Origin of the sequence: Gracilibacillus xinjiangensis, from assembly GCF_042651765.1 — a bacterium.
GTDB classification, from domain to species: domain Bacteria; phylum Bacillota; class Bacilli; order Bacillales; family Amphibacillaceae; genus Gracilibacillus; species Gracilibacillus xinjiangensis.
Map to the genome: position 1 here is coordinate 246764 of NZ_JBHSDT010000001.1, position 21976 is coordinate 268739.

General features: G+C 35.5%; 19 protein-coding genes and 2 riboswitches. Of the genes, 5 read left to right on the plus strand and 14 right to left on the minus strand.

Annotated elements, in window-relative coordinates; translation table 11 throughout:
* Positions 1-28: 28 nt before the first annotated feature.
* The 7 genes from ACFOY7_RS01150 to ACFOY7_RS01180 all read right to left on the minus strand — a co-directional run bounded on the left by ACFOY7_RS01150 (position 29) and on the right by ACFOY7_RS01180 (position 10413).
* Positions 29-1324 carry an NCS2 family permease gene (locus tag ACFOY7_RS01150; protein ID WP_390248539.1) on the minus strand — a complete coding sequence of 432 codons (1296 nt, stop codon included), beginning with the start codon at positions 1322-1324 and terminating at the stop codon, positions 29-31.
* 116 nt (positions 1325-1440) lie between these two features.
* Positions 1441-1541, minus strand: a riboswitch (purine riboswitch).
* Positions 1542-1702: 161 nt separating this feature from the next.
* Entirely contained in the window at positions 1703-2233 is a 531-nt protein-coding gene (locus tag ACFOY7_RS01155; RefSeq protein WP_390248724.1) for a DUF7010 family protein, read from the minus strand.
* A gap of 304 nt (positions 2234-2537) precedes the next feature.
* Positions 2538-4058, minus strand: coding sequence for a glutamine-hydrolyzing GMP synthase (gene guaA / locus ACFOY7_RS01160; RefSeq protein ID WP_390248726.1), 1521 nt, complete (start codon positions 4056-4058; stop codon positions 2538-2540).
* A gap of 179 nt (positions 4059-4237) precedes the next feature.
* Positions 4238-4339: riboswitch (purine riboswitch) on the minus strand.
* A gap of 75 nt (positions 4340-4414) precedes the next feature.
* The gene (locus tag ACFOY7_RS01165; protein ID WP_390248541.1) at positions 4415-6622 is read right to left on the minus strand and encodes a transglutaminaseTgpA domain-containing protein; all 2208 of its coding nucleotides are present in this window, start codon (positions 6620-6622) and stop codon (positions 4415-4417) included.
* Entirely contained in the window at positions 6619-7890 is a 1272-nt protein-coding gene (locus ACFOY7_RS01170; RefSeq protein WP_390248543.1) for a DUF58 domain-containing protein, read from the minus strand. The genes ACFOY7_RS01165 and ACFOY7_RS01170 overlap by 4 nt, the downstream gene beginning before the upstream one ends.
* On the minus strand, positions 7887-8840 hold the full coding sequence (locus ACFOY7_RS01175) for an AAA family ATPase (protein ID WP_390248545.1): 954 nt from the start codon (positions 8838-8840) through the stop codon (positions 7887-7889). Before ACFOY7_RS01175 ends, ACFOY7_RS01170 begins: the two co-directional genes overlap by 4 nt.
* Before the next feature lie 205 nt (positions 8841-9045).
* A complete protein-coding gene (locus ACFOY7_RS01180) occupies positions 9046-10413 on the minus strand; it encodes a TrkH family potassium uptake protein (protein ID WP_390248547.1) in 1368 nt (455 codons plus the stop codon).
* Between the two features lie 281 nt (positions 10414-10694).
* On the opposite strand from ACFOY7_RS01180, the gene ACFOY7_RS01185 reads away from it, so the two are divergent.
* Complete coding sequence (locus ACFOY7_RS01185; protein ID WP_390248549.1) at positions 10695-11477, plus strand: ion transporter; 783 nt, start codon at positions 10695-10697, stop codon at positions 11475-11477.
* Positions 11478-11786: 309 nt separating this feature from the next.
* Positions 11787-12440 carry a DUF2642 domain-containing protein gene (locus tag ACFOY7_RS01190; RefSeq protein ID WP_390248551.1) on the plus strand — a complete coding sequence of 218 codons (654 nt, stop codon included), beginning with the start codon at positions 11787-11789 and terminating at the stop codon, positions 12438-12440.
* Here ACFOY7_RS01190 and ACFOY7_RS01195 read toward each other — a convergent pair whose 3' ends face one another.
* From ACFOY7_RS01195 to ACFOY7_RS01205, 3 genes are all read right to left on the minus strand, one after another.
* Positions 12441-13121, minus strand: a complete 681-nt coding sequence (locus tag ACFOY7_RS01195) for a uracil-DNA glycosylase (protein ID WP_390248553.1) — start codon at positions 13119-13121, stop codon at positions 12441-12443.
* Positions 13122-13357: 236 nt separating this feature from the next.
* Positions 13358-14287 carry a nucleoside hydrolase gene (locus tag ACFOY7_RS01200; RefSeq protein ID WP_390248555.1) on the minus strand — a complete coding sequence of 310 codons (930 nt, stop codon included), beginning with the start codon at positions 14285-14287 and terminating at the stop codon, positions 13358-13360.
* A gap of 107 nt (positions 14288-14394) precedes the next feature.
* The gene (locus tag ACFOY7_RS01205) at positions 14395-14718 is read right to left on the minus strand and encodes a winged helix-turn-helix transcriptional regulator (protein ID WP_390248557.1); all 324 of its coding nucleotides are present in this window, start codon (positions 14716-14718) and stop codon (positions 14395-14397) included.
* A 138-nt stretch (positions 14719-14856) separates the two neighbouring features.
* On the opposite strand from ACFOY7_RS01205, the gene ACFOY7_RS01210 reads away from it, so the two are divergent.
* Positions 14857-15387, plus strand: coding sequence for a YceI family protein (locus ACFOY7_RS01210; protein ID WP_390248559.1), 531 nt, complete (start codon positions 14857-14859; stop codon positions 15385-15387).
* Between the two features lie 120 nt (positions 15388-15507).
* On the opposite strand, the gene ACFOY7_RS01215 is transcribed toward ACFOY7_RS01210, so the two are convergent.
* The gene (locus tag ACFOY7_RS01215) at positions 15508-15867 is read right to left on the minus strand and encodes a nuclear transport factor 2 family protein (RefSeq protein ID WP_390248561.1); all 360 of its coding nucleotides are present in this window, start codon (positions 15865-15867) and stop codon (positions 15508-15510) included.
* Between the two features lie 364 nt (positions 15868-16231).
* On the opposite strand from ACFOY7_RS01215, the gene ACFOY7_RS01220 reads away from it, so the two are divergent.
* Positions 16232-16495, plus strand: coding sequence for a CD3324 family protein (locus ACFOY7_RS01220; RefSeq protein WP_390248563.1), 264 nt, complete (start codon positions 16232-16234; stop codon positions 16493-16495).
* Positions 16496-16585: 90 nt separating this feature from the next.
* Complete coding sequence (locus ACFOY7_RS01225; RefSeq protein ID WP_390248565.1) at positions 16586-17221, plus strand: FusB/FusC family EF-G-binding protein; 636 nt, start codon at positions 16586-16588, stop codon at positions 17219-17221.
* A gap of 292 nt (positions 17222-17513) precedes the next feature.
* On the opposite strand, the gene ACFOY7_RS01230 is transcribed toward ACFOY7_RS01225, so the two are convergent.
* The 3 genes from ACFOY7_RS01230 to ACFOY7_RS01240 form a co-directional block, all read right to left on the minus strand.
* Positions 17514-18116, minus strand: coding sequence for a DedA family protein (locus tag ACFOY7_RS01230; RefSeq protein ID WP_390248567.1), 603 nt, complete (start codon positions 18114-18116; stop codon positions 17514-17516).
* A gap of 111 nt (positions 18117-18227) precedes the next feature.
* On the minus strand, positions 18228-21335 hold the full coding sequence (locus ACFOY7_RS01235; protein WP_390248569.1) for an MMPL family transporter: 3108 nt from the start codon (positions 21333-21335) through the stop codon (positions 18228-18230).
* A 70-nt stretch (positions 21336-21405) separates the two neighbouring features.
* The gene (locus ACFOY7_RS01240) at positions 21406-21972 is read right to left on the minus strand and encodes a TetR/AcrR family transcriptional regulator (RefSeq protein WP_390248571.1); all 567 of its coding nucleotides are present in this window, start codon (positions 21970-21972) and stop codon (positions 21406-21408) included.
* Positions 21973-21976: the final 4 nt, after the last annotated feature.

The window sequence follows — 21976 nt, forward strand, 5'->3', positions numbered from 1 at the left end:
AGAGCCAGGCAACCACCTGGCTCTCCACTTAATCTACGAATCCTAAATATAGAATAAATAATACGGCTAATACCCACATAATTGGATTTACTTCTTTTGCTCTGCCTTTTGCTGACATCATAATAGGGTAGAAGATAAACCCGATAGCAATACCTGTTGCAATACTATAAGCTAAAGGCATAATAATAATAGTTAAGAAGGCTGGTACTGCAATTTCGAACTGATCCCAAGGGATGTCTTTTAATGAGGAAGCCATCATTATCCCAACAATAATTAATGCAGGAGCAGTAACTGCTGATGTTACCACACCAAGAAGTGGTGAAAAGAAAATCGCCAGCAGGAATAGCAATGCCGTTACAACGGATGCAAAACCTGTTCTTCCGCCAGCACCTACACCAGTTGCAGACTCAACATAAGAAGTTGTCGTAGAAGTACCTAATGTTGCACCAACCACAGTTGCAGCAGAATCTGCAAACAATGCTCTACCTGCTCTCGGCAGTTTATTATCTTTGATAAATCCTGCTTTTGATGCAACCGCTACTAAAGTTCCAGCAGTATCAAAGAAATCCACGAATAAGAATGTCAAAATGACGACTAACATTTCTACAGTGAATACTTCACCAAAGTGAGAAAATGCTGCACCAAATGTCGGTGCAAGACTAGGTACAGAATCTACAATCTTCTCAGGAATTGGTACAAGGTTGAAGATCATTCCTGCAATAGCAGTGATAATCATTCCGTAAAACACGCCGCCTTTAACTCCTAAACCAATTAATACTACTGTAACAAGTATACCAAATACCGCTAACAGGGTTCCTCCTGAAGTAATATCTCCTAAAGCCACAAGTGTACTAGGATCTGCTATAATAATTTCTGCATTTTGGAAACCGATAAATGCAATAAACAAACCAATCCCGGCACCCACTGCCATTTTTAAAGTAGCAGGGATGGCATTAATAACCATTTCTCTAATACCTGATAATGTTAGAATAATAAAGATTAACCCTGAAACTAACACACCTGCTAATGCTGTTTCCCATGCTATACCAGCACCTAACACTACAGTATAGGTGAAGAATGCATTTAAACCCATACCAGGTGCGAGAGCAATTGGATACTTTGCTAATAAGCCCATCAATAATGTACCAAGTGCTGCCGCTAACGCTGTTGCAACAAATACTGCACCTTGATCCATTCCTGCTTCTGCAAGCATAGATGGATTCACGAATAAAATATATGCCATAGCAAGAAATGTTGTAATACCAGCAACAGATTCTTTCCGATAATTAGTGCCAAGTTTATCAAATTCGAAAAACTTCTTCATTTTATTATCTCCCCTTCTTTTGATACCAGAAGTAAGAAAAACTCCTTTAACCATGATAGCTAAAGGAGTCTCTCATACAATTCAGAAACATCATCAAACGAACTGATACAGTACGAATGATAATATTCCCTCCTCGTAGTCAGAGCTTTTACGGGCTCTGGTAGAGACTCTTGGGCCATATCCCCAATATTATACGACGGATGGTAATTAATATTATTTTATTAATAATTTCAATTCATATCATACTAGGATCGAGACAATTAGTCAAGAGAAAATACGAATGTTTATGAACACTTTACATATATCGTTCGTATTTTAGATTTTGGTTCGTTTCTCTTCTTAGCAAGATGATTATTCACTCAATTTCCTTACGTCCATTTATTTCTTCTTATAATCTCTTATAAGTAAAAAGATCAACAGAAAGAAAAGGATAACAACTGAAAGTGATATGCCCCATAAATGTTCTGCATCTAAATAGAGCCCCAAAACCATAATAACAACTGAAATGACCGGCGCCATAATATAATAAACTTTAGTATTATAAAACCAACCATATGGAAAAAAGTGTGCACCAGTTATGATGGCAAAAAATATAATTGCATCCTCTGGGTTTGTTATCATTCCAAAAAATAAAATTGGAAAATAGATAAGTTGAGCAAAATTGAAAATTAAACCCAGATTGCCTAGTGGATTATTTTTCAATTGCCAATCTGCTTTAATCATAGTAGAAATACCTACAGATAAAGGAAACATGATTCCTGTGGAAATCAACATGTATATGTTCTTTTTCTGTATATCTATAGGTAGTAAAAATATGATTGTAATAATAGACCAAATAACAATAGCCGCTAATAAAAATCCTATTCCATTTTTCGCTTTAACCGATATTTCATTTCTAATCTCATTCACTTCCAAAATATCTCCCCCTACATTTCTCCAAGTATGTACATAAATAAGATTGTATCATTTTTAAAAAACTATTATATAAAAGCTCATTCTGAATACCACGTTTTCCTTTTATATAATTGCAGTTACTAGATATCACCATTAAAGCCACCACATTCATGCTTTATTATAGTTGTAATCCAACTTATATGTATATTTTTAAAAATTCCCTACCAAAAATTTATTGGTAGGGAATCAGGTTTTGCTCCTTTTGGATTAGATTAAATACCTGTTAAAAGGCGCTTTTTCTTCAAATTATGTTGTCTTCTTATTCCCACTCAATCGTTGCAGGTGGCTTACTAGTTACATCATACAACACACGGTTAATATGATCGACTTCATTTACAATACGAACAGATATTTTTTCTAATACATCCCACGGGATACGTGCCCAGTCTGATGTCATTCCATCAATGGATGTCACAGCACGGATACCGATAGCATAATCATATGTTCTTGCATCGCCCATTACACCAACACTGCGGATATCTGGAAGCACCGTGAAATATTGCCAAATATCGCGGTCTAGTCCAGCTTTTTGGATTTCTTCACGCAGGATAGCATCTGATTCACGGACAATTTCCACTTTTTCGGGTGTAATTTCGCCTAGTACCCGAATTCCTAAACCAGGGCCCGGGAATGGTTGACGCCAAACGATTTCATCAGGTAAACCTAATTCCGTACCAAGTGCTCGCACCTCATCTTTAAACAATGTATTTAATGGCTCAATAAGTTGGAACTCCATATCTTCTGGAAGTCCGCCTACATTATGGTGTGATTTAATTGTTTGTGCTGTTTCTGTACCACTCTCAACAATATCTGTATATAGCGTACCTTGTGCTAAGAAATCCATATTTTCTAATTTAGCTGCTTCATCATCAAATACATAGATAAACTCATTACCAATAATTTTACGTTTCTGCTCAGGATCTGATACACCTTTTAACTTACTTAGAAAACGGTCTTCTGCATCAACTCTGATAATATTCATATGGAATTGATCTCGGAATGTTTCCATGACTGTATCTCCTTCATTCTTCCGAAGTAAGCCGTGGTCAACAAAAATACATGTTAACTGGTCACCAATTGCTTTGTGAATCAGCGCAGCTACAACTGAAGAATCAACACCTCCGCTTAGTGCACAAAGAACATTACGATCACCAACTTGTTCTCTGATTTTTTCCACTTCCATATCGATAAAATTCGCCATTGTCCAATCACCAGAACATTTACTCACATGGAAGACGAAATTTTTCAATAAATCATTGCCATATTCCGAGTTTCTAACTTCAGGGTGAAATTGGACACCATAAAATTGTTTTTCTGTGTTACTCATAGCAGCAACAGGTGTGGAGGAACTTGTTGCTTCAATTTTAAAACCTTCAGGTGCTTCAATAATTTTGTCACTATGGCTCATCCAAACAACTTGGTCCATTGGTGTTCCATCAAATAGTACTGTACCTTCCTGTACATTAATTTCTGCTTTTCCATATTCACGCTCATTGGCACGTTCAACCACTCCACCGAAATGATGTGTCATTAGTTGCATGCCATAACAAATTCCTAATACAGGGATCTCTAAATCAAAGATTCTTTCATCACAACGGAAGCTGTTTTCCCCGTAAACACTGTGAGGGCCACCTGAAAGAATAATTCCTTTAGGATTCATTTCCTTAATTTCTTCTACTGTTAATCGATGAGAATGTAATTCACTATATACACCAAACTCACGAATACGACGAGTTATTAGCTGGTTATATTGACTTCCAAAATCAAGCACCAGGATCATTTCATTGTTTACTTCCAAGATTGTCCACTCCTTTAACAAATTAACAAAACTTGGCTTGTCGCCAGCCAGCGACAAGCCTCTGTTTCACTTATACTATAATCCCCCAAAAAAAGATGCATTTTTATAGTATAAAGAAAAACTGCCTTTCTTCTTAACTTCTTATCAGAAAGGCAGAAATCACGACAGACCCCTACCTTCATAGTCCGAACATTTAAGGTGTTCAGATAGAAACATTCAGGCCATATTCCCAAATTTATATGAAGGCTTATTCCATTTTAAAAGATTGTTCAAAAGCGCTCTTTCTTTTTGAACGCGCACTTTAATTTATCTTATTCTATCAATCGGCGTTTTTTTGGTCAAGCAAATATTTGATCAATTACTTTTTGGAATAGTTCGCGCAATTTATTCCTATCTACTTTGTCATCTGATTTCCGATACAAATATTGCTCGTAAATCAAAGTCAATTCCATCATCTCATTTATTCCCATTTGCTCATCAACTGATCGAGCATACTGTCGTAATGTTTGTCCTTTCTGTCGATGATAGCCTCTTTTATCCAAAACAGACATCACGTACAGATAACCCTTATCCAGCTCCATTTGCTTGGAAATATTCGCCCATTTCCGTTTATCGTACCAGTCTCTTATTTCATAACGTTTCACAAATGCTATGATTCCGGGAATAGTTAAAAGGATTACAACAATAATGAACCATACCCTATTGTTATTACTATTTGTATCATTCCCCGCCAATGTATCACTATTCTCTTCTTGCTCTGTTACGTCCTGTTCCATTTCTTCTTGTTGCTGCTCTTCTGATTCTTCTTGTGGTTCAGCATCTTCTCCTGATTCTTCTGGTGTCAACATTTCACCAGCTGTCTCTTGATAAAAATTTGTCGGGTTTGTAAAGCCGCTCGTTGGTTCAAACGGTACCCAACCAATTTCAGGGAAATATACTTCTACCCATGAGTGTGCATTATTATTCGTAATTTCATACAAATGATAACCATTTGCCAAGTCGGGCTGAACTTGTTTTAACTCTCCGCCTGTAAAACCTTTCACCCACCTTGCCGGAATATCTAATGAACGCAGCAGGACAACCATTGAAGTAGAGAAGTTATCACAATAACCAACCCTTGTTTCAAATAAGAACTGATCAACATAATCTTCACCTTGTTGTGGTATCGATACATCTTCTATTTGATAAGTATAACCATTCTGGCCAAAGTAGTTTTCAATTGCTTTCGCTTTCTCATACCGAGTTTGCTCTTGATCAACTATTTCTTCAGCTAAATCCTTGACACGTTGTGGTAATGTATCAGGAAGTTGTAAATATTGATTTCTAATATCTGCTGGGTCTTTTTCACTTACCTGATTGAGCTGATCGATATTAAATGAAGGTGCTTCATAGAGAATAGTAAAGGACTCATTGGCCATGTTTTGTTCTGCCGCTTCCACTTCCATCATGCCTGATTCCCTGTCCTGGAAAAGGTTTGCTCCATTTGGTGCCATTATGAAACTTGAACCATATGGGAATGGAACCTTTGATAAATTACTTTCCGAAGCATAACGGAGAGAAGTCTCTGATGGTGTTGTCTCTACTTGGCTAAGCGAAAATGTTTGAAAGCGGAAACTGCTAGTCCGTAATGGAACATAATTTAATTCTGTAGATCGTTCCCAGCCTTTTCCTGTATAAATATCTTTAGATTCGATACGCCAATATAGTTTCTCCTTTGAATATGCTTCAAATACCGGTGTATCATCTTTAATAAAGGAACCGCCTAAGTTAGAGTCATTCTCTCCATAACCTACTCTTTGGATTGAATTTCCTTCACCAAATCCCACATGCCCTGCAGTACTTTGAATAAAAGGTACGGGATCCGGCCATTGCGGATTAGGTTTCGGAGCGAATAACCCCAAACCTACGGCAACAAGAACAATAATTGATACGGGTATCATCCATCTAAAGAAGTTTTTATTCCTTTCAACAGATACATTTGTTTCTTGCAAATGCATGTACCGACTAAGCCCCAAAGCAATGAAAGCAATAAATACTGTCCGGATAATCGCTGTTGTCGCAGCATAGTCAGTAAAGGTATCTAATATCGCCAAATAAAAGATTGTAAGTACAACAAACAGGAAGAACTTATTTGCAATTAGAAACCAAAAATGTAATAAATAGCTCATCAACCATAAGAGGATCAGAAACAGGAAACTTCTCACAAACGGAGTCATCTGATTCCAATCCGCCTGCATAATAACTTGAATGTTATAACTTATCTCAGTCACCAACTGCTCTATCCATTCACTACTGAAAAACATACTTGTCAAAAACAAATAATCTAATACAAAAACCAAACCTATCGCTTTAAGAATGAACTTTAAACTGCCATTTTTCACAAAAAAGGAGAGGAGAAAACAATAACCTGTGTAGATTATAAATAAATGCAAACTCCCAGTGTCGGTGATCTGTTTTAATGGTCTTAACCACTCCCAAAACAATAAAAATCCTGCTGCTAGGATTAAAAGAGAGGGGAAAGAGAAGTTTTTATTCGTTACATTCATTTAGCTGCATGCACCTCCCACTTTTCTTTAACTAAATCTTTTTCTGTCATTGTTTGAACAGCAATATCACTTAATTTCAGTTGCTGGATCATGCGTTGATTCTCTATTGTCATTTTTTCGTCAGTAGTAATATAAGTTACGAACAGCTGATAATCCAGCTTCTTTTTTGCTATTAAACTATCCACCAATGCGGAATCTATTTGGGTGATAATGAAAAATATTAGCGTTCCTTTTGGAAAATATTGAACCATATGTTGCAGTTTTTTTGTAACATTGGACTGCTCATCCTGCCTTAAAGTAGCTAAATAATTCTTGACATCAGAGAATTGGGATTGAATTTGTTGAGAGGTGAAATGTTTCTCCCGCTCTCCCAGGACATGCATCGATATCTGTTGTCCCTTTGATTTCATTTCATTTAACAAGGATAAGGTTAATTCGATTGCAGCTTCAAAAGACATCGGTAAGTGATGGTTACTATTATTAGTTGGCAATATTATCGCTAAATGGGCATCTTTTTCTTGTTCAAATTCTTTTGTCATTACCGTGTTTTTTCTTGCAGTGGTTTTCCAATCGATCCAGGAAAATCGGTCTCCCGGAATATATTCACGCACACCTGAAACAACATTGGTTAATTTCTCATCATACATATTAGCTGGGCTGTTTCCCTCTTCTAAACTATCTGACCTTAATTGCCACTTGATATCACGGAAAGCAGGATAAACGATCATATGAGAATTTGAATGAATATGACAATCATTTGAAACAAGACCGAACGGGTCTCCTGTACTCACTTTAATTGTTGAAAACTCATGCTTCCCACGTGGTAAGTGGTCTAATTTAAAAGATACAGTGAACTGTTTCCTGAAATACGGGAATAATATTTTCTTCAAAATACGCTCCTCGCGATAATGTGACTGATCCGCCAAGTATCGATATTTCTTATCACCAATATCCTTATAACGCAGCGTTTCGGGACATAAATCTTCTATCATAAGATAAAATAGAGGGAAATGTGTTTTACGTTTTATTGTGATCTTTAATTCTACTGAACTTCCAGCATGTACGTAATTTGCAGAAATATCCCTCTCCACGTGCCAATGCCTAAATGGATAAAAAGGAATGATTAGCATATAGAGAAGAATGGGAGTAACACTATAAAATAAAAACCAGCTTAGAAAGCCTCCTTGAAACATGGCAAATGAAAACAGAATTCCAATAAGCAGACACAATTGTATTACTCGAATCAAACGTTGTGCAGTCGTTTTCATCCATGAAGTTCCTTTCGGACTGGAATATCCACTTGATCAACAATTTCACTAAGCAGCTTCTTTTGTGTTATTCCTTCATATCTCGCCTCTGGCTTTAATATAATGCGGTGTGTCAACACATACGGCGCTAAAAGCAGCACATCATCCGGAATGACATAATCTCTGTTATGAATAAATGCATAAGCTTTAGCAGCACGCATTAAAGCAATCGAACCACGCGGGCTTACACCTAATTGTACATAATTATTTTTTCTAGTAGCAGAAGCAATTTGGACTATCAAATGTTTCACTGACTGATCAATATACAAATCTTCTATCATACTTTGCATTTCAATAAGTTGTGTTTTATCAATCACTGGATATAATTCATCAATGGGATGTCTGCGATCCGTTCGGTTTAACATTTCCAATTCATCCAGTTCATTAGGATACCCCATACTTAACTTCATAATAAATCGATCAAGTTGTGCTTCAGGTAATGGATATGTCCCTTCATAGTCAACAGGGTTTTGTGTCGCCATAACGAAAAATGGTTTATTTAATGATTTTGTTACACCATCAGCTGTTACATTCATTTCTTCCATCGCTTCTAATAAAGAGGATTGTGTTTTTGGTGACGTACGATTAATTTCATCTGCTAAGACAATATCACCAAAAATCGGTCCTTCTCTAAATTCAAACACCATTTCTTTAGGATTATAAATAGATACACCGGTAACATCTGATGGAAGCAAATCAGGAGTGAATTGAATCCGCTTGAAATCACAGTTAAGAGATTTTGCTAACGCTCGAACAAGCATGGTTTTTCCAACCCCAGGGACATCTTCTAATAAAACATGTCCATCTGCTAGTAATGCAACCAAACTAAGGGTTGCTTCCCGTTCTTTACCGATTATTACTTTTTGAATATTATCAAGTATTTCATTCACTTTTATATGGTATTCCGTCATTTCATGGCCTCCATCTCTATTATGCTAGTATAGTAATCTCGATGCAGCAGTCTCTGTTTACAATAAAAATCTTCTATATATCATTCTATCCTTAGCATACCATTCCCATACGTTTTTTAGAAGAAGTAAGCTTATTGATATTAATAGAAATATCGCATACATTCATACTTATATAGAAAAAAAACTCCTAGACATTTCTAGGAGTTTAACCGATAATAACTTTTTCCGTTGGATAATGAAATTTATCTTGACTAGCATCTCCACGCACGAGAAACAAGAAAGAAAATATACCAATTCTCCCAATAAACATCAGACACATAATCAAACATTTGCCAAACTGTGATAACTCTGGTGTAATACCCATCGATAAACCTGTTGTTCCAAATGCTGATGAGACTTCAAATACAATTTGGATGAAGGAAAAATTTTCTGTATATGCCAGCACAATGACAGATGAAACACAGAGCATTAACGCAGTAGAGATAACGATAAAGGAACGGAGCATATCTTCTTGATCTATTTCCCGTCCAAATACTTTCACACTAGAATTACCTTTCGCATAATTCCAAATAGTTAGCAGCATAATCGCGAAAGTTGTTGTTCGAATCCCACCGCCAACACTGCTTGGCGAAGCACCAATAAACATTAATACACTAATTAAAACAAGTGTTGGTAAAGTGAATTCAGAAACATCCATTGTTGATAAGCCGCCACTCCTTGACGTAACTGACTGGAATAAACTATAAAAGAATGACTGATGCCAGTTCTTATCAGCAAAGAATGCATTTCGTTCCAGCACAAAAATCAATAACCAGCCAATTATTACCAGCCAGAAGAATGTAATTGTTGTGATTTTTGTAAACAATGAAAATTTATGACGGTCATTGACTGCATATCTTTTTCCTTGTAATACTTCTTGAACTTCCACTAATACAGGGAAACCAATTGCTCCGAGAATAATTAATATCATATTAATAAACTGAACAAAATAATCATCAGCAAACGGCAGCAGCGAAGCACCAGTAATATCCAATCCCCCATTTGTTGTTGCACTAATCGCACCGAACACACCATGGAGCAATGCTTCCTGTGCCGAATCATAATAATTCAAAAAGTGGATGGTCAAAATAAGTGCACCAATAAACTCGATGAGGAGGATCAGTTTAAAAATCTCCAGCATTAATTTTACTAATCCTGCTAATGTCTTACTATTTTGATCAACCATGATCAATTTACGATTTCTTATCCCAATTTTCTTACCTAATATAACCCAGATAAATGTCCCCATTGTCATTATGCCTATTCCGCCTAAGTGTAAGATGACTGCAATTGCGATTTGACCGGCAGGATTAAATGTATCTGCAATAGATACGACAGTTAATCCTGTTACACTTATGGAAGTAACTGCAGTGAACATAGCATCAATAAGTGACAGCTCTACACCTGGTTTATGGAATACTGGTAAACTAACAATAATAGTTGAGAAAATAACTGCTAATAAGTAATATGTCACAATATGATGAATTGCTGACCATTGTTTAAATATATTTTTCCAATTGCCCTGAATCGCCATGAAAATTCTCCCTCAATGTATTGAAACTAGTCGATAGTTTACCATATTCGTAATGAATATTCATTACTTTATTAAAAAGTTATATTATAAATTTGCCCATTCTTGAATATTATACGAACAACTGCCTTACCAGGTTCCCAAGGCTGAGACTCTTTTTTGTTAATACATTCGGTTTAATTACAACTGCTCCATTACAATTTGTATTTCTATCACTTTCAATTTAAAATAACTTTAGTAGTTTGTTTAGGATTGTTAATAGTAAAGGAGAATAATGAAATCTTATGGATATGTTGCGTAAATTTGTGATGGATATACGTTTTAATCGTTTTATTACTGGTCTAATCATTATCAATGCTATTCTAATTGGACTAGAGACCTTCCCAAACATTTATGCTGAGTATTACAACTTGTTTTTCGTTATAGACATAGTTATACTAGCTATTTTCACTATAGAGGTATTACTAAAAATAATAGTGTTAAGAAAAAGCTTCTTTAAAAATAGCTGGAACATTTTCGACCTTATTATTGTATTAGGCAGTGTTATTCTCTACAGCACTCCATATGTCGGTGTATTACGAATCTTCCGTGTTCTGCGTGTATTTCGTACAATAACAACTATTCCAACATTACGTCGTATTGTTGCTGCCCTTTTTATGGCTATTCCAACAATAAGCAGTGTTCTTCTTATTATGGCTATTATCTTCTATGTTTATGCTATTTTAGGAACCAGTTTCTTTCGGGAGATTTCCCCCGAATATTTCGGAGATATTTTCTTAAGCTCCGTTACTTTATTCCAAATATTTACGTTGGAATCATGGGCTAGTGGTATATTTCGACCAATATTCCAACAAGCCCCTTCTTCATGGCTTTACTTCCTATCATTTATTGTTATTACAACGTTTATTATGATCAATTTAATTGTAGGAGAAATCGTTAATAATGCACAAAAACTATCAGAAAGTATAGAAGAAGAAACAGATGAGATTAAAGATGAAATACACGAAATAATAGAGTTGAGAAAAGAAATAAATGAGATCAAACAAATACTCCTTGAAAAAAAATAAATATCTTCCATAGAGTGTGACTGGAGATATGGCCATAAAAAAAGGATAAAGCTGGGACAAAAGTAGTTTGCCCCTTCTGTAATCCAGACGATTCAACTGAATCTGTCTGGATTATTTACTTTCTGAAAACAGGGTCTATCATTCTCTAATTAAAGCAGGTTACTACTTTGGAGGAGAGACTTATAATGCATAAACGCTTCGCTGGGTTATTTATTCATTATTGTTTTTGTTAGGCCGGTGCATCGTGCAATCTAACGAGTAGGTACATATAATTTTAATGAATATGCACTTATCAAAGGAGGGACCAATTTGGATATATTAGATAAGCTCCTAAATCAGACAATTACCCTATACCTATCAGGAAAATGGAAGATCGAAGGACTTCTTATTGGAGCAGGTAGTGATGTCCTTGTTATCTATAACGCTGGAGAACTCTTTTATATACCTACTGCTCATGTTCAACAAATTAGGGAATGCAGGGATGACGAGATTTCCTTTGATAATGAAGATATTGATTTATTGAAGGACATATCCTTAAGAAAAGTTCTAATGAATGCTAAAGGAATGTTTACAGAGATCTTCGTTTCTCCATCGCAACCGATTCATGGGTATATCACAAATGTGTTAAATGATTATTTTACTTTCTATTCCCCTGTCTATAAAACAATGTTTATTCCATTTAACCATTTGAAATGGTTAATCCCCTACAAGGAAAACCAAACACCGTATGGCTTGGTGAAAGAACAATTACCACTACATCCGAGTTTTATGAATTTATCGAGAACTTTTGAAATCCAATTACAGAAGTTAATTGGGAAAATAGTTATGGTAGACCTTGGTGCAGAACCGTATCAAATTGGACAATTAATAAATGTTCATACAAATATAATAGAAATGGTTAACGCAAAACAAAAGACAGTTTTACTTCCTGTAAACCATATTAAAACAATACATTTTCAGTAATTACACATTATCAATCTGCCAATCGATTGGATTCCTGCCAATACTCTTTAAGATTTCATTTGTTTTCGAGAAAGGTTGACTACCTAAAAAGCCGCGGTGTGCTGATAATGGACTGGGGTGTGCCGATTTAATAATAAAGTGTTTGGAAGTATTTATAATAGCTTGTTTCTTTTGGGCAGCTGCTCCCCACAAGATATATACAATCGGATCTGCTTTCTCATTCAAACTCATTATTACTTGATCTGTAAATTGTTCCCACCCTTGACCTCTATGAGAGTGTGCCTGTCCCGCTCTTACTGTTAAAACATTATTAAGCAGGAGCACTCCTTGTTCTGCCCATTTTGTTAAATGCCCGTGATTTGGGATTGTGCAACCTACATCCTCAGCTAGTTCTTTATAGATATTTCTAAGTGATGGCGGGATTTCCACCTCTGGTTTAACCGAGAAACTAAGACCATGTGCTTGATCAGGTCCATGATAAGGATCCTGGCCCAAAATAACAACTTTGACATTTTCAAACGGTGTATAATGAAGTGCATTAAATATATCTTCCCTATCCGGATAGATTGGAAACTGCTGATATTCTCTTTTCAAAAATTCTCGTAAATGGATATAGTATTCTTTATCAAATTCCTGATCAAGTATATTTGCCCAATCATTTTTCAAAATTGTTTTTGACATATTACATCAACCTTTATTTACGGATTATTTACCTTATTTGTTTATCTGCCACCTGTTTGTACTGATAACATACCGCTATCACACCATTATTACCTGACTAATGACTTTATCTCTGTTATCGCAATTTCATGAAAGATATATTTTTCCTTTACCCTCTCGAATTACTTTTACACCTGAATCCAACTTTTAATGAGATCATTCTTGTTACATAACCGCTTCACTGACTTCTCCTCATATTAATTACCATAAGAAGTGATCGCATCTTTAAACATTTTCCAGAATTTCTCTTCATCAAACCCTGTTGCTACAAAGACGTTCGGCTGTTTACCTGTTACTCCATGCCGATCAATAACAGTCATGCCATATGTATGTTCACCTTTCGTTTCTATATCAACGTGAAGATGTTTGAATGTAAAGATGGTTGGATCAATTAAATGTGCAATTGTACATGCATCATGAATGGGCCCACCATCAAAATCAAAGTGATCTTTGTATGCCTGGATGAAGAAAATGAAAAGTTCTGCAATAAAATCTGCTACTTTATTTTTCATTACTCTCAACTCATTAACTGTTTCACTTGTTGCTAGTACTTGATGGGTGATATCTAAGCCGAACATTCGGATAGGTATTCCACTTTCGAAAACAACTTTAGCTGCTTCTCCATCTACATAGATATTAAATTCTGCTGCTGGTGTCCAATTCCCATAACTCCCACCACCCATTAATATAATTTCTTTTATGTTTTGCTTTATTTCCGGTTCTTTCATTAGTGCCATGGCAATGTTCGTTAGTGGCCCTGTTGGAACGAGCGTTATTTGCTCATCTGTTGTTAAGAGTTTTTCTATTATCAGGTCAACTGCATGTTGTTTAACTGCTTGTTTCTCCGGAATATCAGGCAGATTTGGTCCATCTAAACCTGTCTCACCATGAATTTCTTTTGCTATCTCTGATTGTTTAATCAATGGACGAACGGCTCCTTGTGCCACGGGAACATCTAATCCAATAATATCGCAAACCTTTAATGCATTTAATGTGTTTTTTTCTACTTCTACATTCCCGGCTACTGTTGTGATGGCTTCTATCTTATGCGGATTAATTCTGGAAGCTGCCAAAATGATGGCAACAGCGTCATCATGTCCTGGATCACAGTCTAGTATAAATTTCATTTGAAGGACCTCCTCTTAAACTTTTCTCTATATTTTAACATAGAAAAAAAGCGAAGAGTCGCTCTCCGCTTTCCTACAAAGTCTTTTCACCCAGGGAAAACAAGTTACTAAGCTAATGTCTCTTTATCTATCCAGCCCTCGGCCCATTGTTGAATACTTTTTAAAACCGGTTCAAGGGCGCGTCCTTTATCTGTTAACCCATATTCTATTCTTACAGGTGTTTCATCATAAACTTTGCGTTCCACAATCCCCGACTTCTCGAGGTCTTTTAATCGTTCTGACAAAACACGTCCACTAATCCCAATCGAAGATTCTATTACTGAAAAGCGTTGTGCCCCTTCTAATAGTTGAAAGATAATTAAACCAGTCCATCGTTTATTTAATATATCTAATGCAGATTCAAATCTAGGGCATATCGTCTTATCACTCATCACTTTCACCTCTTTGTTTCTATTATAGCAGAAGATTTTACAGAAATAAAATAACTAATTTACTTGACGTAATTAATTTATATTTGTATACTTAGTTACATAAAGTAAGTTAATATTTTTTTGGGAGGAATACTAATTATGACAAACGTAAAATTAGATAAGGTACACAGTGCATTAAATTTTCAGGTGAAACATATGATGGTTTCTAAAGCAAAAGGCGAGTTCCAAGATTTCGATATCGATTTTAATGGAGATTTTGATAATCTGGAGAACGCTAGTATTAAAGTGACAGTTAATGTCGCATCAATCGAAACTAACAATGAAGATCGTAACGGTCACTTAAAATCTGGAGACTTCTTTGATGTAGAAAATTACCCAACCATTACTTTCCAAAGTAAATCTGTGTCAAAAGTAAGTGACTCTGAATTTAAAGTAACTGGTGATTTAACAATTAAAGGTGTAACAAATGAAGAAACGTTTACTGTAGACTATAACGGTAAAGCAAAAGATCCAATGAGCGGTAACATTGTAGCAGGTGCTGATGTTGAAGGGAAAATCAACCGTGAAGACTATGGATTAACATGGAATGCTGCATTGGAAACTGGTGGTGTCCTGATCGGTAAAGAGATTAAACTTAGCGGTTCTTTTGAATTTGCAATTGAAGAGTAATATATTTAAGCCAACGCATGTCTTGCGTTGGCTTTTTTACTTGAAATTTATTTTATGTAATGTGAATTAACATCTTTGAGGGGAAGCAATCTTTTATTTATTTCCAAAGCTGCCCCCTATTTAGACCTCTACAACATAGCTAATGATCTCTTTAATTTTCCCATCCTTATGCTTATTTAATCTGTAAATATCACAAAAGCTGTAATGGCGTTGCTCGCCATCACGATTGGTTGAATGGATCAATCCATTTACTGCCGCTTCTTTTCCGTGTGTAATCATATGCTCGATTTCTAATTCGAACTGATTATCACTCTCCATTCCCTCTAATGCTTCTTTTAATGCATCAATCCCTTTAATTGTATCTGTTCCTACCATTCTCCAAGTAATATCTTCAGTGACACTTGATAAAATTTGTTTTATATCCCCTTTTACAAATCCTTCATTAAATTTGCGGAAAAAGGCTTGATTCTGTGTTTCCATTCAATCCACACTCCTTTTTGCTTTCAGTATATCATATCAATTTACGACATGATTATAAGAATCATATCAAGAGATCTCCTTATATCGAGCTCTAATTTACTAAAGAATAATGTCAGGAATATGCCAGGTAGATTTTTGTTAAATTTTCCAAAAAATCTCCACATTTTTCTGAGAATCAATTAAAATAATTTATAAATGGAGGTGTTCGCCATGGCAATTAATTTATCATTGCCAGAGTTATTGATTACCCATGCAGAGCCTAGAAATTGAGGCGATACTTTGTATGGGAGATAGTTGATTTCGCCTTATTCCAACTTACTAGGCTTTGCCCTTATAAAGAAAAATATAAGGAGCTGGGCTGAAAATGAAATATATGAAAGCACGAGAAGTGTTGCCAGATGAATTGTTGGAGAGATTACAAGACTATATCCAGGGAGAAATGCTTTATATCCCAAAAAGAGTTCCCACTCGCAAAGGTTGGGGGACTTGTTCTGGAAATAGAAAATATTATGATGATCGGAATAATGAAATTATAGAAGCTTTTCGCAAAGGAAGGCGGTTAGAAAGTTTAGCACAGGAATATTATCTTTCCGTTGAAACTGTTAAAAAAATTGTTTACAGGAAATAATCGAACTATGGCAAGAATGTTTCAGATCCATTCTTGCCATAGTATTTTTATGTCAATTTGTTAAAATAAATGGAGGAAGGAGTGCTAATAATGGAGTCATTTATACAAGTGGAACAATTTCACTTTATTAGAGAACAAGCATCAACAATCATCCAAGCAAAAGTAAACTCTACTGACTTAGGCGTCACTCAAGCAGTGAGAGAAATGGCTATGGAAAACACAAGGAGTATTTTTACTGATTTAAGTGAGGATCAAGAGCAACTATTAAGAGAAATTGATCAAATACAAGATAAAGAAGATTTGGAAAGTTTCCTCCATCAATTAAAGCAATATGTTATCCCATTTCCCTTAGTTTCAGAGAAGATGATCGAAAAAGCTTTTCCTAAAGTAAAGAAATTAAAACAACCTGATTTAAGTGCATATGATTTAAAAGAAACGGTTTATTTAAGATGGGAAGACCTTGGAACTAGCAAAACTTATATGTTAATGCCGAGACAAGGAAAGCTTGTTGGTGTTTCAGGATTTTTGGAAACCTCAATCCATAAAGGAATTTGTTCCATATGCAATGGTCTGGAAGAAGTTGCATTATTTACAATAGAGAAAAAAGGAACGATGAGAGGAACTTATTCTAAGAAAGGAAATTATATTTGTAAAGATGCTGCTGTTTGTAATCAGAATTTGAAAAGTATCGACAAACTGCTTGCGTTTTTAAAATACTTACAATAACAACGATACATTCTTTCATCGTTTGAAAGTGTTTGTTTAAATCGCTGACAGATTGTTTAGATCAAATCTTGATCCGGATTGGTAAATAAATATACTTTATTTTTCATTCCTTCACTTGATTTTATCCGGTTGATGTTTAAACGCGTTTAATTCTACTCCTTGCTTGGTTTGGGTCTGGTTGATATTTAAACGCGTTTAATCATTACTTCCCTGCCTGAATCATATCTGGATTGATGTTAAGTCCGGCTGTTCTTCCATTCAGCCATACTAACAGAGGAGTTAAAAGACAGTCTCACTTTTTCTTTTTAATATAAAGAAAAGCTGCAACAATAAGAAGGATGAACAATAAAACATATACTACATTAGAGTAAATATCCATATATTTAACAATAATATCCCACGAGTCACCGATGGATGCCCCTAATAGAATAAGAACAATATTCCAAATAAATGTCCCTATCGTTGTAAAAAACAAAAACACGGGGATTTTCATGTTAGACATTCCAGCAGGTATGGAGATTAAGCTGCGGATAACAGGAATAAACCGGCAAAAGAAAACAGTCCAAGGACCATATTTATCGAACCATTCATCTGCTTTGTGTATATCCTTTCTTGTTATCCGAAGAAAAGTACCCCATCGTTCTACTATTTTTTCCAGTCTTGCCACATCTAATTGTAAGCCTATGATATATAAAACAATTGCACCGAAAACAGAACCAGCAGTTGAAGAGATAACTACTCCAACGATATTTAAACTGGACGTAGTTGTCATAAATCCGCCGAACGTTAAAATCACTTCTGAGGGAATAGGTGGAAAGATATTTTCCAATGCAATTAGGAACATAATGCCCATATAACCATATTCATTCATAAAATCGGTAATCCAATTCTCCATATCCATCCCCTTAATTTTCCTTTTTAACATTATACAATAGAAAAGAAAAAAGAAGAACATGAGTGATATCGCGAAATGAAAAAAGCCGGCCTCAGGGCCAGCTCTCATCACCTATCTTTTCTTTTTAAAAACATTCAATTTATTCGTTACTTCCATTAATCCTGGTAACAAAATTGGCATTGCTACTAAGCTTAGTAAAATTAGCCCGACAATGACAACCGTTGCCACTTGAATAAGTGTTAACACGCCTGAGGGAATAAGTGCAGCAAATGTCCCGCCAAGGATTAGAGCTGCTGATAAGACTACTCCTCCTATATGGCGTGAAGCTTCCACTATCTTAGCAGATGGATCACCATCTGACTCATTATAACGCATCATCAAGAAAATACTGTAATCAACACCTAATGCGATAATCATAATAAAACTAAAGAATGGTACATTCCAGCTAAGCATATTCACACCCAATAGATGTGTGCTAATTAATTCACTAATTCCTAGTGACGTAAAATAAACTAATATTAATGATCCAATGATAAACAACGAATGAGATACAGACCACGTAATCAGAATTAATACAATTGTAATTCCAACCAACATAATTGTTGCTGTCCTAAAGAAATCTTGTTCTGTAATTTCTTTTAAATCAGCATTAGTCGCTGTAGTTCCAGCCATTGCTACTTCTGCTTCAGCAAGCTCTGTTCCTTCGAGCTGTGTCTCTACTAAATTATTTATATTTGCAACAATTGGCATTGCTTCACGGGAATATGGATTAACATCTAGTATAATCCTCATTGTAGAGATGGTCCGATTATCGGACATGTATGTGTCTAATGCTTCTTGGAATTCCTCTCCTTCTAGAACCTCTTGCGGGATGTAAAATTTCTCAGAGCTATTTGATTCACTTAAGTCATTTAAATAACTTTCCGCATCATTTAATCCATCACTAATTTGACCCAGACCATCCGTACTTGCAGTTAACCCTGATTGCAACTCACCCATTTTTTCTTGTAAGTCATTCAAAGCAGTTAAAAGCTGTGCTTGGCCATTATTTACTTGTGCCAAACCTGTTTGTAACTCACCAGTTTTTCCAGCAATTTGTTCTGCACCTGCCGCACCTGTATCTAAACCATCCTTTAATTCAGCAGCACCTGTTTTTAACTGCTCCACACCCGTCTGTACTTGTACTAATCCATCATTTACAGCAGACATTGATTCATTTGCTTTATTAAAAGATTCTATAACCGTTTGGTGTTGGGTAGATAACTGCTGCAATTGATCAGCTAAACCATTTAATTGCCCTTGTGCTGAAACAGCAATCCCCAACGTTTGTTGAATATCCTGATCAGTTTCCATTTCCGGATTTCTTTCAATAAAACCATTCATTAAAGTTTCGATTTGCTTATATCCAGATATAGCACCATCAATCGCCTGTGTGATACTGTCAAAATATTCATCATAGCTGCTCAATCCTGTTTCTAATTGGCTATAAGCTTCATACAATTGAGATGTTGCCCCAGAAAGATTTTCGACATTACCACTTAATGAAGCCAACCCTGTTTCAAGACTCTCGGATCCAGTTACTCCACTATTAAATCCTTTTGTTAGTTCATTCATGGCATCACGTAAAGCTATAACGCCATTTTCTAACTCATATGTCCCATCAATCAATTTCTGAACATTTGTTAAATCAGCAGAATTGTTACTGCCCATTCGGTCCTGGGCCGATGTTAATCCATCACTTACTTCCCCAATTCCATTATTGGCGTCATCAATACCAGATCCTAGTTCATTTGCTTGTTCATCTATATATAATTCGGCGATCTTGTCACCAGCAGGACGTGTTACTGAATATACCTCAGATACGCCATCAATATTAGTGATTTTTTCAGTTAATTCATCAATAGTTTGTAATATTTTAGCATCATTTAATTTCGAATCAGACGACTTTATCACTAATGTTCCTGGTGAAGAAAAGCCTGGCGGGAAATGATCTTCAATCACATTAATTCCCTGCTTCGATTCATACTTGTCATTAACTTCAAACAAATCATTGAAATTAAGCGTACTAGAATAATTAAAAATAAAAGGAACAGTTACTACGAGCACGACAATAACTGCAAGAAACGGTCTCAAAATTGTATTTTCCGCTAAAAAACCCCATATACGACTTTCTCCATGACCCTTGAAGTTTTTAATAGGGTAAAACATACCTTTACCTAATAACACCATAAAAAATGGATTTAGTGTTGTTAAAACTAAAAGCAATACCGCTACACCGATTGCTACGCCAGATGTAGCTTGGTATAAAGAAAATTTCGCCAAAATAAGTGATGCAAATCCGATAAATACAGCTAATCCACTGTATAAGACTGTTTTACCGGCAGATTTAAAGGTTGCTTTCGTTGCTAAAAAGGCATTATCCTGCTTACCTAATTCCTCTTTGAACCGGGTATACAGGAGAATATTATAATCTGTCCCGACACCAAATAAGACCACCACAACAAATACTTGTGTAAAGTTAGAGAAAGGAAAATCCAATTTATCAACAATATGTGCGATTACTCCCATTGATACCAAGTATGATACACCAACTGTCAGCAATGAAATAACTGGCACAATTGGTGACCTGAAAACAATAATTAATACAACCAAAATAAATATGATTGCAATAACTTCTGTTTTTTTCACACCATCTTGAGTAGAATTAGCAAAGTCATTACTAACTAATTCACTTCCTGTTAAAAAAGTTTCCACATTCTCTAAACTAATTACTTCATTCAGTTCCTCCACCGTATCAGTAATTTCTCCATGACTTTGGTCAACAGAAATTTGTGCTAAAATGGTAGTCCCATCTTCTGAAACAAGTTGGTCCTCCATTTCCTTACTATCAATATGTGTCATAATTTCTGTGATACCAAGCTTATCATCTTGAACTTTCAATTGCGTTATTTTTTCTGCAATTTCTTTTCTCTGTATTTCGGTGAGTGCCACATTGCTCCCACTATTAAAAACAGCGATAATCCCGTATGTTTCCTGGCCGCTTACATACATTTCTTTAATCATTTCATTCGCAACAGAGCTTTGAGCTGTGTCAGGTATTGTAATTTGCCCTTTCTCCTGAACTAACTGAGTTAAGTTAGGCATTGTTGTTAACATAAATATACTTACTACAGTCCACAAAAGAAGTGAGACACTTCTCCAGCTTTTAAATTTCAGCATTATTTTTTCACCTTTCCTTTAGTTTAAATTATGGAATGAATATTCATTCCGTTTGTGCCATGCTAAAGAATCAAATGATTCGAATAGCATTCCATAAGCTATCTTCTAATTCATTTAATAATTCTGGCGTTTCTTCCATACGCCCTGATTGAATTAGGCTAAACAGCATTCCAAATGCTCCGTAAACAATTGCAATATGAGCATGGGATGGTAAAGAGCGAATGACACCTTGGTTTTTACCATTTTCAATGACCGCTCGGAAGAAATCGAGAAAATCTTCGAAGGTTTGATTGCTTTTTTCATCCAAATAGTAACCTTCATCATGAGAATTAATAAACTGTAATGCATTGCTATTTTCTTTAGCAAAAACAAACATTCTTCTGAATATATGATTAAATTGTTGACGTACATCTGCATCTTGAGGGAAATTTGTACGAATTACCTCAAAAAATTGTTCCACACATTTTACAAAAAGTGCATTTACTAATGATTCTTTATTCTCAAAATAGCGGTAAATGGTACCAGCACCTACTTTTGCTTTATTAGCGATCATCGGAACAGTCGTACCATCATAACCTCTTTCAGCGAACAGCTGCATTGCTGCCTGGAAAATGTCTTCTTGTTTATTTTTTGACATTATT

Bases quoted from the DNA above. Each gene is read 5' to 3' on its own strand.
- ACFOY7_RS01150 (WP_390248539.1), bottom strand. From the start codon at position 1,324: ATGAAGAAGTTTTTCGAATTTGATAAACTTGGCACTAATTATCGGAAA.
- guaA (WP_390248726.1), bottom strand. From the start codon at position 4,058: ATGATCCTGGTGCTTGATTTTGGAAGTCAATATAACCAGCTAATAACT.
- ACFOY7_RS01165 (WP_390248541.1), bottom strand. From the start codon at position 6,622: ATGAATGTAACGAATAAAAACTTCTCTTTCCCCTCTCTTTTAATCCTA.
- ACFOY7_RS01170 (WP_390248543.1), bottom strand. From the start codon at position 7,890: ATGAAAACGACTGCACAACGTTTGATTCGAGTAATACAATTGTGTCTG.
- ACFOY7_RS01175 (WP_390248545.1), bottom strand. From the start codon at position 8,840: ATGACGGAATACCATATAAAAGTGAATGAAATACTTGATAATATTCAA.
- ACFOY7_RS01180 (WP_390248547.1), bottom strand. From the start codon at position 10,413: ATGGCGATTCAGGGCAATTGGAAAAATATATTTAAACAATGGTCAGCA.
- ACFOY7_RS01185 (WP_390248549.1), top strand. From the start codon at position 10,695: ATGGATATGTTGCGTAAATTTGTGATGGATATACGTTTTAATCGTTTT.
- ACFOY7_RS01195 (WP_390248553.1), bottom strand. From the start codon at position 13,121: ATGTCAAAAACAATTTTGAAAAATGATTGGGCAAATATACTTGATCAG.
- ACFOY7_RS01200 (WP_390248555.1), bottom strand. From the start codon at position 14,287: ATGAAATTTATACTAGACTGTGATCCAGGACATGATGACGCTGTTGCC.
- ACFOY7_RS01205 (WP_390248557.1), bottom strand. From the start codon at position 14,718: ATGAGTGATAAGACGATATGCCCTAGATTTGAATCTGCATTAGATATA.
- ACFOY7_RS01210 (WP_390248559.1), top strand. From the start codon at position 14,857: ATGACAAACGTAAAATTAGATAAGGTACACAGTGCATTAAATTTTCAG.
- ACFOY7_RS01215 (WP_390248561.1), bottom strand. From the start codon at position 15,867: ATGGAAACACAGAATCAAGCCTTTTTCCGCAAATTTAATGAAGGATTT.
- ACFOY7_RS01220 (WP_390248563.1), top strand. From the start codon at position 16,232: ATGAAATATATGAAAGCACGAGAAGTGTTGCCAGATGAATTGTTGGAG.
- ACFOY7_RS01225 (WP_390248565.1), top strand. From the start codon at position 16,586: ATGGAGTCATTTATACAAGTGGAACAATTTCACTTTATTAGAGAACAA.
- ACFOY7_RS01230 (WP_390248567.1), bottom strand. From the start codon at position 18,116: ATGGAGAATTGGATTACCGATTTTATGAATGAATATGGTTATATGGGC.
- ACFOY7_RS01235 (WP_390248569.1), bottom strand. From the start codon at position 21,335: ATGCTGAAATTTAAAAGCTGGAGAAGTGTCTCACTTCTTTTGTGGACT.
- ACFOY7_RS01240 (WP_390248571.1), bottom strand. From the start codon at position 21,972: ATGTCAAAAAATAAACAAGAAGACATTTTCCAGGCAGCAATGCAGCTG.